Source organism: Bacillus sp. MRMR6 (genome assembly GCF_001940785.1).
Lineage (GTDB): Bacteria > Bacillota > Bacilli > Bacillales > Cytobacillaceae > Neobacillus.
In genome coordinates this window covers 42,729-60,224 of the sequence record NZ_MSLS01000018.1, presented here as the reverse complement: position 1 = coordinate 60,224, position 17,496 = coordinate 42,729, and the positions used below count along the sequence as shown (strand labels likewise).

The following is a 17,496-nucleotide window of genomic DNA, read 5'->3' as shown; positions in this document are numbered from 1 at the left end:
AAAAAGAAAGGACAATCAACTTGATTGTCCTTTTCTAACATTATTTTAAAGGTTGTACTTCCTTATTAAATAGGTTGGTGTACAGCTCCATGCATGACAGTAGCTGTTGATTAAATGGCTCCCATAAGGTGAAAAGTCTTTATTGTTTGGATCATATAACTCCCAGAACGTATCTGCACCATCTTTTATCATACCGCCCCAGTACTTTTTCATCTGCCAAACTGCCTGTTCTTTTTCTCCTGAGACGAGCAGAGCTTCTACCAGGTGGTGATACATATATGGTGTAGCAACTCCAACCTTTGGATTTTCCTTCAAAAGGCGATTCATTAGATATTTATTCTGTTCCTTGCTGAAAACACCTGCTAACACCATCCAAATTTGGCTTGCCCAAGAAACTTGCCGCTCCGAACCACTGATAAAAAATTGAAGTTCTACATCCCACAAATAAACTTTTACAGCCTCTACTATTTCTTCTAACCGAACTTTCAGAACATCCTTATCTGGTACGTTCAATTCTTCTGCAAGACGAATCGCTTGTTTCATTGTATAAATGAGTACTGCCTGTGATGGAGTTTGTTTGTTTAACCCATCCTGCCAGTCGATGAATGACCACCAGTCAGAAGAATCCTTTACAAGATGATTTTCGTCCAAACGTTCAAGTGCAAGCTCCAGCTGACGTAAAGCGGTTGGCCATAGTTCCTTTAACGTGTCTAGATCGCTAGTTGCATAATAATAATCATGTAATGTAGAAGCAAAGAACAAGGAATAGTCAAACAGGTAGGTATCATCCGCAATTAGATTTGGAGCAACAAAAACGTTTGCAGCAACCTTACCTTTATCATCGGGCACACCAGCAAATAAATATAAACAACGCTTAACAAGGTCGTTGGCGCAGAATGTTTCATAGTTTGCTAATGCTTGTAATCGAAGGTCTCCCAGCCATAGCCTTCGGTCACGCTTTGGACCGTCCTCAAATACATCCTGCATACAATCGGCCAGTGTTTTAATGCTAATCTTATCTATTTCTTGGAGCTCGGCGTCTTGATGGTTTAACGCTTCGACACCGCTTAAATCAGCAGATGTAACAGCTTTACACTCAATATTTTCAAACACGACGTTATATTTAGGTGATGAATCGACTACTTCAAGTTTTATATATCTAAAACTGTACCTCCGAGGCAGAACAATGTTTGCTGGTAATACATCAACGAAAACCGTCTCTTCCTGAAGCCATGAACTGCTTAGCCATCCATTGTAGTTTTCAAATGGTTCTGCCATTTCAACTGGCATTTCACCCATTGTTAACTTCAATTTGAGAGGTGCATCCGGCGGACTTCCCACTGATCGGATATGTATGGAAAGATAACCAACTTGGTGGGCTGCAAAATCAAGGATAACATAATTCCCTTTACCATATTCATAGTCAGATAAAGTGGAAGCCGGAGCAACAAACTCAGGTTTCCAGCCGTGAATCGCATGTTTATCGCTTTTTATTCCGACAATAGAGGTCGGTCTCACTATGGTTTCAATAAGCTTAGGCTTCATTTTTTCTGCTTGTTCGATAAATAGCTCGTTTCTAACAATCACTTGGTTTTCAAGTTTTTGAATGCTCATACCGCTATCACCTGCTTTTCCTTTTTTACTTTACGCGCATCAATTTCAGCTCGAATCTGCGGGTAAATTTTATCTAAGTTATAAAAGCTCATAGTAATCATCGAAATAACAACAAGGACTGCTGGAATAATCAGGTACCCCATCTTAATAGCGAGTAATGCATTTTCAGTTTGTGAAGTGTTTGGTACATAGTTGCCCCATGAGAGCATAAGTCCAAACAATGCACCAGCAACAGCCATTGTGACTTTACCGATAAAACCGTTTAACGCTGATAATATTCCTGCCGCATTGATTCCTGTTTTCCACTCACCATAATCAACCGGGTCGGCCTGCATGGAAAAATAGATGCTTTGTCGAGTACCAAAGCCAAGTGCAGCAATTACTGCTCCAAATATAATGACAGAAACAACCGAACCAGCAAACAACATAATTAATATACCTGTAAGGTTGACAACGCTCGCAATCATAAATAAAGTACGCTTTAACATCTTTTTCGCAATAAAAGGAGTCAAAAAGGTACCCGCAATTGGGACAAATGAACCAATCCCAGCAATAATACCAACAAGATCTGGCCGCTCAAGATTATAAGTAAAATAATAGATTAGTGCACCTTGCTGAAAAAAGTATGATCCCCACATGAATAAGATATTTAGGGCAAAAATGTAATACGGCTTGTTACCTTTCAAAGTAGAAAATGCTTGTTTTACAGTTACCTTTTCAATTTGCACCTGTACCTTTTCCTCTACATTTTTAAATGTGAAGAAGAAAAATAAACTAGCAATTACACTAAAAATTACCATGGTCCAGAAAAATCCATTTGCTTGTGAACCGCCGCCTAAGAGGTTAACCATTGGCATTGTAAAAACACTAACTGCCGTTGCGCCAATAAATGAAAAGATAATTCGTACAGTTGCGAGAACCGTCCGTTCCTGAGGATCACTAGTTAGGCTTGGTAAAATGGATGCAAGTGGTATATTTACCATTGTATAAGCCATTGATAGTCCCATGTAGGTCATGTATGCATAAAGTAGTTTTGCTGCTGGTCCAACGTCAGGAACATAGAATGCTAGAATACCCAGCAGGGCGAAAGGGACAGCACCCCATAGAAAATATGGTCTTGATTTCCCCCATTTTGTATTGGTTTTATCAATAATAACTCCCATCGTAATATCGGTCACACCATCTAATAACCTAGTTAACAAAAACAGTAAACTAACTTGAACGGCTGCTAGACCTACGACATCTGTATAATAGAACATTAAATAAAGCCCAATCATTTGCCAAACAAGATTACATGAAAGATCTGCTGCTCCGTAACCAATTCGCTGACGCCATACACCTGCTGTAGAGTTCATACTATTTCCCCCTGTTTATCACTTTATCTTGAACTAGTTCTTATGTATATTTAACCGCTTTCTGAATCCGCATACAATAAACAGATTACAGTTAAAACTGCTCTTTTTACAGGTTAAGAGGAAATTCTAAGTATGTAAATACAGTTAGTCAACTATTCCTTTTTTTTCGGAACTGACTCGGTGTACACCCAAAGTGCTGTTTAAATTTCCGATGAAAAAAACTGCTGCTCTCATATCCAATATCAAAAGCAATGTCATCAATACTTTTTGTTGTGTTTTTTAATAATAAAGATGCCCTTACCATTTTTTGCATTTGAACGAGTTCCAAAAATGTCATACCTGTTCTTTCCTTTAGTAAATTGCCAAGATAGTTAGGATTAAAATTAAACTTTTCAGCAAGAGATGTGAGGCTGCAATTATGGTAATTTTCCTCAATATAATGTAACAACTCGATTATATTTGCCTTTCCAGCAGTACGTGTAAGTTCGAAATTCATGTCAATCTGATATACACGCATTAGTTCAGTAAACATTACGGGCAAATAAAATTGAACCATCTCAAGGGAGTAGTCCTGTTCATCAAAAAACTCACACATTATGTTTTTTATTATGTATTGTAAATTTTTATTGTCTTGAGAGTGAAATAAAATATAATGATCATGTCTCTGGTTTTTAGATACTGCATTTGCCAAAAAATTAGACACAATCCCTGCGTTTCCAAGACGCCCCATAAAAGACGCAGAGAAAGTTTCTTTCTTCATAATAATATTGATTAGAATATCGCCTTCTCCCAGTGCAGGAATACTGTGCGGTACGTCTATGTCTAACATACATACTTGCCCTTTGGTCAAAACTATCTCCTTGCCGTTAATAATTTGTTTGCAGGCGCCTGAGTAAATATAGTTTATTTCTATAAAGGAGTGCATATGAAGGGGCATGTCGGCGAATCGATGATGCTTATTGATAAAAACAGGTCCCTTATTAAAAAAATATTCTTCTTGCATTCTTGGAATATTACTGCCACTCTCTATAAGTAGTTCACGACCATCAAAATCATTAACATTCTTACGAGTTTTAATTTGTATTTCCTCAATATGGTCAAATTTACGAAGGTAATTATCAAGTTGCTGATGATTCATTGTTGCCCTCCCTCTATAATTCTAAAAACGTTGCTTTGACTCACCATTCCCCATTAGTTAACAATGCAGCAGTGCAATATTTTCTGGTAAGTGTTTTATAATATGCTGAAAAAACGGACAAGGAAGCCGTCAATAATATACTTGATACCATATTTTTTTGTTCTCTACTCAATTCTTCAAAAGTTTCTACCAGTTTCAAAGCTTCCTTTTGGATAAATTGGTCCATATTCTGATGCATATTTTCCCCTGAGTGATAATAAATTTTTTCAAAGATGGTCGCATATGCGTGATAAAATCGAAGAGGATCAATTACATCATCTTCACGGTCTTCCGGATTATTGAACAAAAGGGCAAGAATTTTTCCTATTGAGTCAAAGTCAAGTGAGGCTTTCAAATCCTCCACAATAAAGAGGGTCGCTGCCTGTTCGACTGTATACTTCTTCCCTAACTGGGGACTTCCTATCAACTGTTTTACTTCCCTCTTGACCCAATTTTGTACAGCTGTTGGTGTTAAATGTGTAAACTCAATCTGGTTCCCCAACTCAACAATCTGATTAATAGATAAACCAATGATTGGTGAATTTGTCTTAAGTAATTTCTCAAAAATGGGCGGCATGGCTGTACCTGAACCTATTAAGGCTCCTTCCTTAACCACTTTTTCAATAATAGATGCCCTTGCTTCCTCAAGAATTTGTTTTGGCAATTTTGTACCTACACTAGTTAGTGAAAACAGAAATTCAGCCATGGTTTTTCTCGATAGCTGGAATAATTCCAAGTTAATCAGCCCCGTTTTCTTCTATATATATTGTCTTTATCCTAAATCTTTCCTATCCCTCAGTCAATGTCTGCTTCTCACAATTGCTCCTTTAAAACTATGGGAATAGTATTTATTTGTTGCAATTTTCTATGGAATAATTTAAAATATATTTATAAATCAAGTTCATATGACCTTGAAATTTTTATTAAGGGTGAGGAAATGGGTAAACGTATTTTTTACTTCCTGTTAACTAACGTACTGGTTTTACTAACAATCAGTATTATTTTTTCTCTCATTGGCGGAGGAAATTATATTAATGCACAAGGTGGAATTGAATTTGGGTCGCTGTTAATTTTTAGTGCTGTCATCGGGTTCTCTGGTGCATTTATCTCTCTAGCGATGTCCCGGTGGATGGCAAAGAAAATGATGAATGTTCAAGTGTTAAAACCGGAGGGCCATTTGTCAGCTATGGAAAGGGTTATTGTGGAGAAAGTTCACCGCCTTTCAAGAGCGGCTGGCCTAACACATATGCCTGAGGTTGGAATCTATCATTCTCCTGAAGTAAATGCTTTTGCCACTGGTCCTTCTAAGAAACGTTCTTTAGTTGCTGTGTCATCTGGAATGCTTCAAGAATTGGACGACGATGCCATCGAAGGCATCATTGCCCATGAGGTTGCACATATTGCAAATGGAGATATGGTGACTATGACCCTGCTTCAGGGAGTTGTTAACACATTTGTTGTCTTCCTTGCGCGTATCGCAGCCTGGATTGCTTCACGATTCGTAAGAGAAGAAATGGCTCCAATTGTACATTTTATTGCCGTCATTGTGTTCCAAATTGCATTTTCCATCTTAGGAAGCTTGGTTGTCTTTGCCTACTCTAGACATCGCGAATTCCATGCAGACCGTGGCGGTGCTGACCTTGCTGGGAAAGACAAGATGACTCATGCATTAAAAATGCTAAAAGCGTATACTAATCGTATCAATGGTGGAGAACAAGCTTCCATTGCTACTTTAAAGATTAATAATCAAAGAAAATCATCACTTTTCTCAACACATCCGGACCTTGATGAGCGGATTCAGCGTTTGAGCATGAAGTAAACAAAAAACCTTGCGATGCAAGGTTTTTTTCGTTATCACGATTTCAGTTTTATCAAGCATTCACCAAGAACAGTATTTCCCCAAAGTAATGATAAATGATCATTGTCTGTTATTGGCCCAACACCTTCAGGAGTGCCAGTAAAGATGAGATCTCCTTCTCCTAATCCAAAGTTTTCGGCTGTGAATTCAATGATAGTCTGTAAATCAAAAATCATACTTTTTATGTTCCCCTGCTGTACCTTCTCCCCATTTTTAAGGAGAGAAAAGTCACTTTTCTTCAATTCTTCAGTTCCAGGGAAAGGAATGAATTGACTCACAAGCGCTGAATTAGGAAACCCTTTTGCTAAAAGCCAAGGGTGTCCTTTTTTCTTGAGTTCACTTTGGACATCCCTTAGGGTGAAATCTATGCCGATTGCCATCCCTTCTGCCATTTCATCCACCGTCATCCCTTTTTCATAGGCTTTACCCATTCTGATGACCAATTCAGTCTCAAAATGGATGGATCCACGATTATTTGGCAGTAATACTTCCTGACCAGCAGCTTCTACTAATGCATGAGTTGGTTTAGAAAAAAGCATAGGTGAGGCTGGCACTTCATTCTGCAATTCCTTGGCATGTGCTGCGTAGTTACGACCAACACAATAGATATTATTACATTTATTCAAGATCATCCCTCATTTAAAAAGTTTTGTATAGTAAAATCTTATCCTTCCTTTTTCTATACTGCAACCTTTGGGTATTGCCAAAAGGGGATTAGGATAAAAATAGAGACAAAGAATAACGTAAAACAGCTTAAGATCCGAAGTTAAACGAGTTGAGCGGCGAAGATTATGTTACGGAGGAAATACAATGACTAAGGAACAAGCATTGAAACTATTAATACTAATTGAATCTGTCTATACGAACTGTACATTCAAAGATGAGACCGTTCAGCAGTGGTTCTCATTTTGTTCAGAAATGGATTATGAGAAGGTGATGGAAAAACTGAAAAATCACATTAGAAAAAGCCCTTTTCCACCGGCGATTGCTGATATTGTTGTATTCTCTTTTGAAGAGAATCAGTTTCAGGATACGCTACAGGAATGGATCCACGAAGGGCGTGAGCGAATTGGATGGCAACACAACAGCACCAAACGAGTTACATTACCTGACTGGCTCATCGAATATTCAACAAGAAAATCGATTTGACGCAGACGGTATCCTTTAGGAGCGGTCTTACCGCTCCTAAACTGATTCTATGTCTTTTACTTTTTTGGTAATACTTTACCAGTCCTTTTCTTTCTCGAGAATATTTTTATATCTGAGCTGAATTTCAAAAATTTTTCAATTGAATCATATTGTTTTTTGTTATACCATCTTCGAATCATTTCCAGTAACCAATATGGAACAGTCCTGCCTTCGAATATATGGTAGAATTCTTTGTATGCTTTTTTTAGATGCTCCCAACGGAAATCATTTCCCTGCCGCAAATATTCTGATACATCAATCACCTTCGCCTTGCCATTCTGAAGTAATACATTTTTCAAGTGAATATCACGAGGATTTAGACCACTTGCTCTTGCATATCTCTGTGCTTCTTCAACCTCCTGTATAACGGTATAGGGTATTTTTATTCCTTGAAGGAGACAGTCATACAGTGTAATGCCGGATTCAAAACTCAGAACTAAATACCTATCACTAACCGCATAACATATTGGAAAAAACAGTGATCCTTTCAATTTCTGGTAAACCTTTGCCTCTATTTGAACTTTTTCTTTTTTATCATCGGCATACAACTTAAAAGCATATGCTGGGTTATGAATGTATTGAAAAACTGCCGCATCAGTTCCAATCCCAACACACCTCAAATCTTCTAAACTCCCGTGAATTGTAACTAGTTTGTTATTGGAATTGGAAGTAATTCTAATCTTAGACAACAATTCATGTACAATTAACAAAGCGTTACCTCCTCACCTGCAACTAGATAATATTTTTTGCAAATGGATCTTAGTATCATGTCTACGAGATTTCCTTTATTATTTATTTTTGGATCTTGATTAAGTTTAATCATGTATAGTGAAAACTTGGAGAAAAAACATTTTAAGTATTTTTTAAGGTTTATGCTTAATAATGGACAACAATGATTGTTGGAAAGTAATAATAGAAGTTTTTTATTTCGGAGAGGGGTGGTGACTGGAAGGAGTTCCCTGATTACCCCCATCTTCAAATGAATTTTGGTCTAACCATTGCCGACCTGCAAAATGGACAAAGACCTGATGGATCATCCTTTGTAGCGGATACTAGATGACAAGCTGCATACTTATGATCGACATTACCAAACACCGTTCTACTAAAAGAGGATGGCCAAAAACTTGGCCATCCTCTTTACATTCCTTCAATTAATTAAACAATTTTTTCAAGTGACGGACGATTTCTTCTTTGTCCGCCTCAATAACTTCCAGATATTGCGGCTTATTAAACAAATCCTGTATTTGTTCAGGGAATGTCTGTTTAATATCACAACGCTCAATTGATTCATTAAACTTTGCTGGGTGGGCTGTTGCAAGTGTTACACAAACCTCACTCGGGCCATTACATACTTCATAGGCAGCAACACCGCAAGCGGTATGAGGATCTAATAAGTAACTAGTTTCAGTATAATACTTGCTGATTGTTTGCAAGCATTCCTCCCCTACTACTCCATGTGCAGCAAAATCTGCCTTCACTTGTCGGAGCTGCTCCTCATTCACGACAATTTTGCCTTCCCTCTTAAAGATGTCCATTAAGGAAGATATTTCACTTGGATTTTCACCAACCAAATAGTACAAATAACGCTCAAAATTGCTCGCAACTTGGATATCCATTGAAGGACTATACGTACTGCGGAACTCACCAGGCTTGTATATGCCATCACGAATAAAGTCTTCTAAAATATTGTTCTCGTTTGTAGCTACAATCAGCTTACCAACCGGCAGCCCCATTCTTTTAGCTAGATAACCAGCAAATATATCTCCAAAATTCCCTGTCGGCACACTAAAGTTAACAGTCTCTGCATCCTGCTCTTTATTCACTTGGAAATAGGCATAGAAATAGTAAACGGTTTGAGCCAAAATTCGAACAAAGTTAATCGAATTAATCGCTCGAAGGTGGTACTTGTTTTTGAAATCAACATCTGCGAATAATTCCTTGATGATTCTTTGACCATCGTCAAAGGTTCCTTCAATCGCTAAATTCAAAACACTTTCATCATGGACAGTGGTCATTTGCAATTCTTGAACCTTACTTACTTTCCCATGAGGGTGCAAAATACAAATGCGAATCCCTTCTTTTCCTCTTACACCCTCAATTGCTGATGCACCCGTATCCCCTGAAGTCGCACCAAGAATATTGATTGATTCTCCCGTCTTCTTGGCTACATAGGAATATAGATTCCCTAAAAATTGCAGAGCAACATCTTTAAATGCAAAGGTCGGGCCATGGAACAGCTCCAATACATACATTTGATCTTTTACTTTCTTAACAGGTGTTACCTCTGGGTGGCGGAAAGTTGCATAGCTCTTTTCAATTAATTCTTTTAGCTCATGTTCTGGAATTTCACCATTAACATAATAGGAGAAAATTTCGAATGCTAACTCCTGGTAAGTTAATTGTGACATTGCATTTAACTTTTCTGCAGGGATTTGCGGGATTTTCTCAGGAACTAATAGTCCCCCATCATTTGCAAGACCCATCATGACCGTATCAATAAAACCAATTTTATCTACGTTTCCACGTGTACTAACAAAGTTCATAGCAGCCTCCAAGTACTTTCCAATTATTTTGCCATATCTCTAAAAAATGATGTCAAAATAAAAAGGATTGAATAATTAATTATATAAAAATATTTAAGTTTCATTTTATATAAATATAAACAACTAGTCGATACTTTTTTGAATATTTTTTATTTTTTTACATTTAGCTTGAATATACCGAATTATATTTCTGTGTTCCCACATTTTTCAAAAATTTTATTGAAGTATCGTTAAAGATTTCTGGCTGATCAATATTACAAACATGTCCGCTGTCCTTGATAACTGTTAGAAAAGTTTTATTGCATTTTCTTACGATTTCTTTCACAGGTGTTAGGAACATATAATCTTCCTCACCCATGATATACAGTGTTGGTATATTTACTCGTTTTTTATTAAAGCGGGTTAATAGAGAATTAATATGCTTAGTTAATGAAAACCACTTAATAAATTCCTTTTGGCATAATTTCTTTGCCTGCTCCACAAATACCAGCCTCGAAGTTTTATGCCTTTTCCTCGGCATTAGGCACCAAGCAAATAACTTATATAACCACATATATGGAAGTACCTTTTTACCTAGATTCCCAAGAGTAATTAAGGTTTTGACTCGGTTATTTAATCCAGTAACCGCACCTCCGAGTACCATTGATTTGATTCTTCTCGGTTCTAATTCTGCCAAGTTTCGAATAATGACTGTACCTAAAGATATTCCGATAAAATGGGCAGACCTAATTTTCAAATGATTTAATACCTCTATGATATCCTTAGTGAGATCATCAAAAGAATAATGTTGCTGTAACTTCTTAACATCCTTAGACCTTCCATGTCCTCGCAAATCTACTAATAATACATTAAAATTTTTTTTAAATTCTTTAATTTGTTTAAACCATATAGCAGAACTTCCACCTGCACCATGTACCAAAACAGTCCACTCGTGTGTATTGTCATTCTTATATGTTTTATAATAAAGCATACGTACCCCCTAATGATGTCCAAAAAAGGACTTTTACCGAAACGGTAAAAGCCCAATAAAATAGACCTTTACCAATTAAACAATTGATAAAGGTCTGGCTAACAACTGAAGCTGCCAACAAAGCCGAGAGCCTTAGGCTCCGTAATGACGACTATGCTGTAAAAGCTACTCCCCTTTAGAAAACATCAAAATTATAAAATATTTCAGATAAAGTATATTAAAAGTATTTTAACAAAGTTATGGATATTTTTCAAATGATAGTCTTTCCGCTTTCTTAATTCCATTTTAAGTAGACCACTAGAGTTTTCGTAACCAAATACAAATTCCTTATATTCCATCAGGAAAGACTGCATTTCTTAACTCTATTTCCAGCTCCTCTTTATATTTAGCTGTTTGTACCTTAGTCCACGCCAATCTTGTCTCCATGAAAGCACTGACATCTTCCTTCCAGGTTCGGACTAAATCAATGTTGAAAAATAGAGCTCCTGTGCGGCGAATAAAGAAGTCTGCAGGTGTAATGACCATTTCATGTTCAATTGAGTACATTAATTGAGCATAAATGATTCTGGATAATGTTTTATTTTTGTCAGCATCAAATGCCTTGCCGTATTGGAATACTTCATTCACATTCGAGCCGTACACTTTAGCCAAACTTCTTCCTTCTTCCTTTGAAAAACCAGATTCAACTGCTTCCAATTCCTTTAAGCGAATGAATGGTTTAAATCCTTCGGAGCCTCCAACGTCTCCTCCGGAAATTGGATATGTTCTAGTTTGAGATTCTTTATAGATTTGCCCTTTTTCTTCAAGGCGTTTAACTATCAGATCCACAACCGATTCTGCCATCTTCCGATATCCGGTTAGCTTCCCTCCCGCAATCGTAATCAGACCGCTTTCTGCTTCCCATATTTCATCTTTACGGGATATCTCTGACGGGTCCCTTCCTTCTTCATATATAAGTGGACGGACTCCTGCCCAGCTTGATTCTATATCGTTATGTGTAATTTTTACCTCCGGAAACATGTAATGAATAGCATTTAATAGATATTCACGGTCTTCCACTAGCATTTTAGGGCGTGTTGCATCTCCTTCATAAAATGTATCGGTTGTTCCAATATAGGTTTTCCCATCACGAGGAATCGCGAACACCATACGCCCGTCTGGAGTGTCAAAATATACAGCTTGAAGCAGTGGAAAAACAGACTGGTCGATCACAAGATGGACACCCTTCGTTAAACGTAGCTGCTTATTATTCCTTGAGTAGTCTTTTTTACGAATAGAATCCACCCAAGGCCCTCCCGCATTTACCACTTTGTTAGCCCGTGTATTTATTGCTTCGTTTGTCAGCATATCCTTCGCCTTGATCCCCATTATTTCATTATTTTGATAGATAAACTCCTCTGCTTTAACATAGTTTAGTATATTTGCTCCATTTTCGACTGCAGCTTTCATGACTTCAATCGTTAAGCGTGCATCATCGGTGCGATACTCCACATAGTAACCTCCACCCTTAAGCCCTTCTCTTCTGATTAGAGGTTCCTTTGATATCGTTTCATCCCTTGTCAGCATTTTGCGTCGTTCAGCCTTTTTTACCCCTGCTAAAAAATCATATACACGTAAACCGATGGAGGTACTCAATAGACCGAATGTGCCACCTTCATGAAGCGGAAGTAGCATCCATTCTGGAGTGGTTACATGGGGGCCGTTCTCAAATACGATTGCCCGCTCTTTACCAACTTCGGCAACCAACCCAACTTGAAACTGCTTTAGATACCTTAATCCACCATGTACGAGCTTAGTAGACCGGCTAGAGGTCCCAGCCGCAAAATCCTGCATGTCTATTAATGCCACTTTCATCCCTCTTAGGGCAGCATCCAAAGCGATTCCAGCACCAGTGATCCCTCCCCCGATCACAAGGACGTCATATTGTTCATCCGATAAAGAGTTAAGCTGGTCTACTCGATTAAAAGACGAAAATGTCACACATATTCCTCCTAGAAGAATCATTGACTAGTTGTAAAAAAGAGACCAAAACTGTGTTATAGCAAGGGCTATAGCATCGTTTTGATCTCATTAGGATCTCGAACTGTTAAATATTAACTTACAATCATTATAACGAAACATTTAATAAGAATAAAGGTAAATAAGTCAATTCTCTACAATCAGCACTCCATACGCATCTAATGAAATGGTCCCGTTCAATTCCTTATCGGTTAACAGGTCTGTTCCTCCACCAATCTCGAATTCTACAGTTGTTGCATTATGGTTCATGACAAATAAATAAGAGCGGCCATCTTTCCTTCTCTCCGTCACTTCCACTCCCTTTGGAACATTAAGCAATGGTTTTATTTCCTTTTCTACGCAAACCGTCTTCACGAAATCTGTTAAAAACGCTGTGTCAGGGCAGGTTCCTACGTAATACGCTTTACCTTTTCCAAAGGAGTTACGTGTTATGACAGGTGTACCAGCATAAAAATCAGAACCATATTCAGCTAGGACTTCTGCACCCTCAGAATGAATAATATCAAACAACAAACTGCACTCATAGCTGCCGTTTAGGCTTCCAGCTGGTTTTTTCATCACAATTTGATTTTTCACTTCAGGAGGCAGTGCATCGATTTCCTCTACCCAAATGCCAAGGAGATCCCGCAGTTCTCCTGGATAACCACCTAGGGTGACAAGATCATGCTCATTAACGATACCGCTAAAGAATGTGGTAACGAATGTCCCTCCATTTTGTACAAACTCTTTTAATTTATTCGCGTATCCTGATTTCACCATATATAATACTGGTGCGAAGACGATTTCATACTGGCTTAAATCTTCATCTACACTAATCATGTCAACCAATATATTTTCGTCAAATAAAGCGGTGTAGTATTTTTGAACTTCATTCAAGTAGTCTAATGCCTTAGATGGACCACTTGATAATTCTGTTGCCCAGCGATTTTCCCAGTCATACACAATCGCTGCTTTAGCAGGTACACGTGAATCAAGCAACTTATCAGAAAGCTTGACTAATTCCTTGCCAAGTTCAGCAGTTTCTCGGAACACTCTTGTATTCTCATGACCCACATGTTCGATTACTGCTCCATGATACTTTTCACAAGCAGCTACCGATCTCCTCAATTGGAAAAACATAACGGTATCCGCACCACGTGCTACTGCCTGATAGCTCCATAAACGCATCACACCGGGCCGTTTCAACGAATTATATGCCTGCCAATTTTGCTGGCTTGGCGTCTGCTCCATTAGCATAAACGGCTGGCCGCTTTTTAAGCCTCTCATCAAATCGTGTGCCAACGCTGTAAAACTAGGTGGTGTATTGTAGCGAGGATAGTTATCCCAAGAAACTACATCCATTTCTTTACCCCACTTAAAATAGTCAAGCTCGCTATAGGTACCCATTAAATTTGTTGTGACGGGAATTGCAGAATTATGCTTTTTTAAAACATCACGCTCTAGTTTAAAGCACTCTAACAGACTATCGGACTGAAAAATACGATAATCTAACGATATCCCTTGAAAATAGCTCGAATTTCTTGCCATTTCTTCACTTAAAACATTGGGCGGTACAATTTCATCCCATTCATAAAACGTATGGCCCCAAAACCGAGTGTTCCATGTTTTATTTAAAGTATCTAAGTTTCCGTATTTTTCTTGAAGCCATTCTCTAAAACTCTTTGCACAGTTGTCACAATAACAGTAGCCGCCATATTCATTGGACACATGCCAGATTAACACGCCAGGATGGTCTTTATATCTTTCTCCTAACCGGTCAGCGATCCTCTCCGCATACTTCCGATAGGTTGGGCTGTTCGGACAGGAATTGTGCCTGCCGCCAAACTTCCGCTTTCTCCCTTGATAATCTACTCTAAGCACATCAGGATACTTTTTAGCCATCCATGCAGGGTGTGCTGCTGTACTTGTTGCTAGACAGGTATAAATGCCATTTTGATATAACCGGTCAATTTGTTCATCCAGCCATGAAAAATGATAGGTCTCTTCATCCGGCTGATTTAATGCCCAGGAAAACACATTCAAGGTTGCCACATCAATTCCGGCAAGTTTAAACATACGGACATCTTCGTCCCAGTCCTCTTTTTCCCACTGCTCTGGATTATAATCTCCACCATACCATATTTTAGGAAGTTTTTCATTTATCACGAGCAATCACCTATCCCTTTATATCATTATATTCCAATTGTATACGATTACAAAGTTGCATTAAATATAATATTAAGGAAGCTGATATAATTAAAAAGCACATTAGTGACATTCCATCGATGATGTTCTACACCTTTAAACGAAAAAAAACCGGCAGGAAGCTCCTGCCAATTCTTAATAACAAATTCTGTTTTGATAGACACCTATTTTAATATTACATTGAAAGTATAAATGGTGCCGCTACCCACTTCTACCCTAATTTTGTATGTTCCTGCAGTCATTGACTTCGTGCTGAGGTTGAAAATATATTGATTTGCACTAGAATCATAGCGGAACAAATTATCATTTACTACTGAACTGGTGGATACACCATTAGCGTCCTCCACATAAATCTTGGCAGTCGCTCCAGTAAGATAGTTACCAGCTTCATCCGTTAATTGGAACTTAACCGGAAGTGTGCTGCCTGCCTTATAGGTTGTGGATTCATCCGTTTTCACAGGTGCAAGAATACCGCTCGCATGAATCGTTTCTCTAGCCGCTACAATCGGTGAATTCGATTCACCTTCGCCATTTACAGCCGTTACTTTATAATAAGATGTACCAACAGGTGCTGCACTATCAGTAAACTCAGGGATTGTGGACGTTCCAATCTTGGTGTATTCACCATTTTCAGTTGATGAACGATAAATATTGTATTCTTCTATCCCCAATACTGGAATCCAGCTTACATTTATATCAGCACTATTATTTACAGCTGCCTTAATTCCTGCAGGAATAAGATTTTTAATGGTTAAATCATATCTGCGGGAATCATATCTGCTGAAATTGTAGTTTCTGAAGTCTGGCATACGTGTTTCGCCTGAAATGTGCTCCCTAAGATTGCTCGTTCCATTTGAGTATATAAATACAGCCAGCTCGCCTGTAAGATTATAAACAATCAGCTCATCTCTAGAATCTCCTGCCATGTCTGCTACCATCACTTGCTCTTTAGCATCGGTATGTTGTTCAAAAGTAACAATCGGATTAAAGTATCCATCATAAAGCTTTGGTACTATTCCACTTGGGTTATCTGCATCAACCCCTCTTCTGTATGCAGTAATAAGCGGGGTATAGCTTCCTGTCCAGTTGTCAAGGGGGCGTACAATACTTCCCCAATCTCCCATTGCACGCTGTTCTTGGTATAAAGTCTCACCTTCCGAGGTGAAAAGGAACATTCCATCCTGCCCTGGGGTTCCTCTGTTCACTCGGTCCAGACCTGCAAGCTCTAATCCAGGAGAGTCTATGCGATAATCACCTACTAGTATTTGTTGAGGTTCTACTGTATCACCATTTCTGAATAATTGGTTCCCCTCAAAGTCGAAGGCAAACGTATCAGAACCACCGAGAATGATTTCATATTCTCCATCACCGTTTATATCTGCTACCCAGTGGGTATCAACGTGATCCGGTAAATTCTTTCTCCAAATTTCCTGTCCATCGTGTGCAATTAAAGAATAGTTATTAACTAACTCATCCCTGCCATCTCCGTCAAAGTCAAAAGGGAGCAAACTATGGCCAGTGTTACCTGGATAATACCATAACTGGTTAAAATCCTTGTCCATCGCCCAGATTTTTGAATATCTATCCTTCAATAAGATATCTTGTGGTGTCGGGTTGCCGGAGAAATTGGCAATAAAGATGGCATCATGTGCTCTTTGATCTGGAAGTTGATGCTTTTGCTCGATCTCACCTGTCTCACCATTAAAAATGTAAAAGTACTTTTCCGTATCTTCGCCCATCTTCATTACCGCGAGTATTTCATTTTGACCATCAGCATCAATATCATAAATCTGAACAGGCTCATCTGCCCCGCTCGTTGTCACTCTCGGGTCGACTGTTCCCTGCTGCCACAACAAGTTTCCTTCAATATCATATGCCGCTAAATGTCCTACAAAACGCGGATTATATGCATCTCTGCTTTCAAAAGCTGGCTGAACCATTAAAATATCATTACGGCCATCACCGTTCATATCGCCGATTCGCATTCTATTTCCTGTCCCTGCTGCACTTATATCGATCTTACTTACCAGATTTGGGAAAGACCATTGTGTCATACCTAGCACTTCTTTGGATTTCACACCTTCTCCAGAAGCGTTTGTTGCTGAAACCTGATATAAATAAGTGGAATCGCTTTCAACTTGATTATCAGTAAAGTTTGTTGTTTGTGTGTTTCCAACTAGTTTGTAATCCTTATACCCTAATCTTGCTCTATAAATATTGTAGCTCTCAGCACCATCTACTGAATTCCACTTCAAAGAAATAGAGTCTTGAGTTACAGAAGGAACTTCCATTCCACCTGGTGCTAATAGTGCGGATTGGACATTTGTTTCAGCAAGTGCAGCTACTGGATTATTTAATAAAACAACTTCGGACATCATTGATACTGTAAGTATACCAGCAAGTAATGTTTTTGATTTTTTAAACATGATTTCCTCCCTATAATAAATGGATTTTTGCTAAACCATGATGTCAAAGATGTTACTCAGCCAATAGTCTTAGGTCCCACCTCCTACTTTTTTCCTCTATGTAATAATTAACTTAGTTGTGATATATTACCATTGTATACGATTACAAAACGGCATTAAATA

13 protein-coding genes and 1 pseudogene are annotated in these 17,496 nt (G+C 38.3%); 3 read left to right on the top strand and 11 right to left on the bottom strand.

Features of this window, described 5'->3' with window-relative positions; genetic code table 11:
- Window positions 1-45: 45 nt before the first annotated feature.
- The 4 genes from BTR25_RS16580 to BTR25_RS16565 form a co-directional block, all read right to left on the bottom strand.
- The gene (locus BTR25_RS16580; protein ID WP_075689156.1) at window positions 46-1,614 is read right to left on the bottom strand and encodes an alpha-L-rhamnosidase-related protein; all 1,569 of its coding nucleotides are present in this window, start codon (window positions 1,612-1,614) and stop codon (window positions 46-48) included.
- Complete coding sequence (locus BTR25_RS16575) at window positions 1,611-2,969, bottom strand: glycoside-pentoside-hexuronide (GPH):cation symporter (RefSeq protein ID WP_075689155.1); 1,359 nt, start codon at window positions 2,967-2,969, stop codon at window positions 1,611-1,613. Before BTR25_RS16575 ends, BTR25_RS16580 begins: the two co-directional genes overlap by 4 nt.
- 148 nt (window positions 2,970-3,117) lie before the next feature.
- Window positions 3,118-4,107, bottom strand: coding sequence for an AraC family transcriptional regulator (locus BTR25_RS16570; RefSeq protein WP_075689154.1), 990 nt, complete (start codon window positions 4,105-4,107; stop codon window positions 3,118-3,120).
- Between the two features lie 40 nt (window positions 4,108-4,147).
- Complete coding sequence (locus tag BTR25_RS16565; protein ID WP_075689153.1) at window positions 4,148-4,882, bottom strand: DUF1836 domain-containing protein; 735 nt, start codon at window positions 4,880-4,882, stop codon at window positions 4,148-4,150.
- 201 nt (window positions 4,883-5,083) lie between these two features.
- Here BTR25_RS16565 and htpX point away from each other — a divergent pair, with 201 nt between their 5' ends.
- Window positions 5,084-5,965, top strand: a complete 882-nt coding sequence (htpX, locus tag BTR25_RS16560; RefSeq protein WP_075689152.1) for a protease HtpX — start codon at window positions 5,084-5,086, stop codon at window positions 5,963-5,965.
- 35 nt (window positions 5,966-6,000) lie between these two features.
- On the opposite strand, the gene BTR25_RS16555 is transcribed toward htpX, so the two are convergent.
- Window positions 6,001-6,636: a fumarylacetoacetate hydrolase family protein gene (locus BTR25_RS16555; RefSeq protein WP_075689151.1), complete on the bottom strand. Its 636-nt coding sequence runs from the start codon at window positions 6,634-6,636 to the stop codon at window positions 6,001-6,003.
- A gap of 178 nt (window positions 6,637-6,814) precedes the next feature.
- Between BTR25_RS16555 and BTR25_RS16550 the strand changes: the two genes are divergently transcribed.
- Window positions 6,815-7,153 (top strand): replicative helicase loader/inhibitor, encoded by a 339-nt coding sequence (locus BTR25_RS16550; protein WP_075689150.1) that lies wholly within the window; start codon window positions 6,815-6,817, stop codon window positions 7,151-7,153.
- Window positions 7,154-7,209: 56 nt separating this feature from the next.
- On the opposite strand, the gene BTR25_RS16545 is transcribed toward BTR25_RS16550, so the two are convergent.
- A complete protein-coding gene (locus tag BTR25_RS16545) occupies window positions 7,210-7,902 on the bottom strand; it encodes a serine/threonine protein kinase (protein ID WP_075689149.1) in 693 nt (230 codons plus the stop codon).
- 221 nt (window positions 7,903-8,123) lie between these two features.
- Here BTR25_RS16545 and BTR25_RS28200 point away from each other — a divergent pair.
- Window positions 8,124-8,252, top strand: a pseudogene (locus BTR25_RS28200) (M15 family metallopeptidase); the annotation flags it as partial.
- Between the two features lie 91 nt (window positions 8,253-8,343).
- On the opposite strand, the gene thrC reads toward BTR25_RS28200, so the two are convergent.
- The 5 genes from thrC to BTR25_RS16515 all read right to left on the bottom strand — a co-directional run bounded on the left by thrC (window position 8,344) and on the right by BTR25_RS16515 (window position 17,334).
- A complete protein-coding gene (gene thrC, locus BTR25_RS16535) occupies window positions 8,344-9,735 on the bottom strand; it encodes a threonine synthase (protein WP_075689148.1) in 1,392 nt (463 codons plus the stop codon).
- A 163-nt stretch (window positions 9,736-9,898) separates the two neighbouring features.
- Entirely contained in the window at window positions 9,899-10,705 is an 807-nt protein-coding gene (locus tag BTR25_RS16530; protein ID WP_075689147.1) for an alpha/beta fold hydrolase, read from the bottom strand.
- Between the two features lie 327 nt (window positions 10,706-11,032).
- A complete protein-coding gene (locus tag BTR25_RS16525; protein ID WP_075689146.1) occupies window positions 11,033-12,709 on the bottom strand; it encodes a glycerol-3-phosphate dehydrogenase/oxidase in 1,677 nt (558 codons plus the stop codon).
- 141 nt (window positions 12,710-12,850) lie between these two features.
- Complete coding sequence (locus BTR25_RS16520; protein ID WP_075689145.1) at window positions 12,851-14,869, bottom strand: beta-galactosidase; 2,019 nt, start codon at window positions 14,867-14,869, stop codon at window positions 12,851-12,853.
- A 203-nt stretch (window positions 14,870-15,072) separates the two neighbouring features.
- Window positions 15,073-17,334, bottom strand: a complete 2,262-nt coding sequence (locus BTR25_RS16515) for a PxKF domain-containing protein (RefSeq protein ID WP_075689144.1) — start codon at window positions 17,332-17,334, stop codon at window positions 15,073-15,075.
- Between the last annotated feature and the right edge of the window lie 162 nt (window positions 17,335-17,496).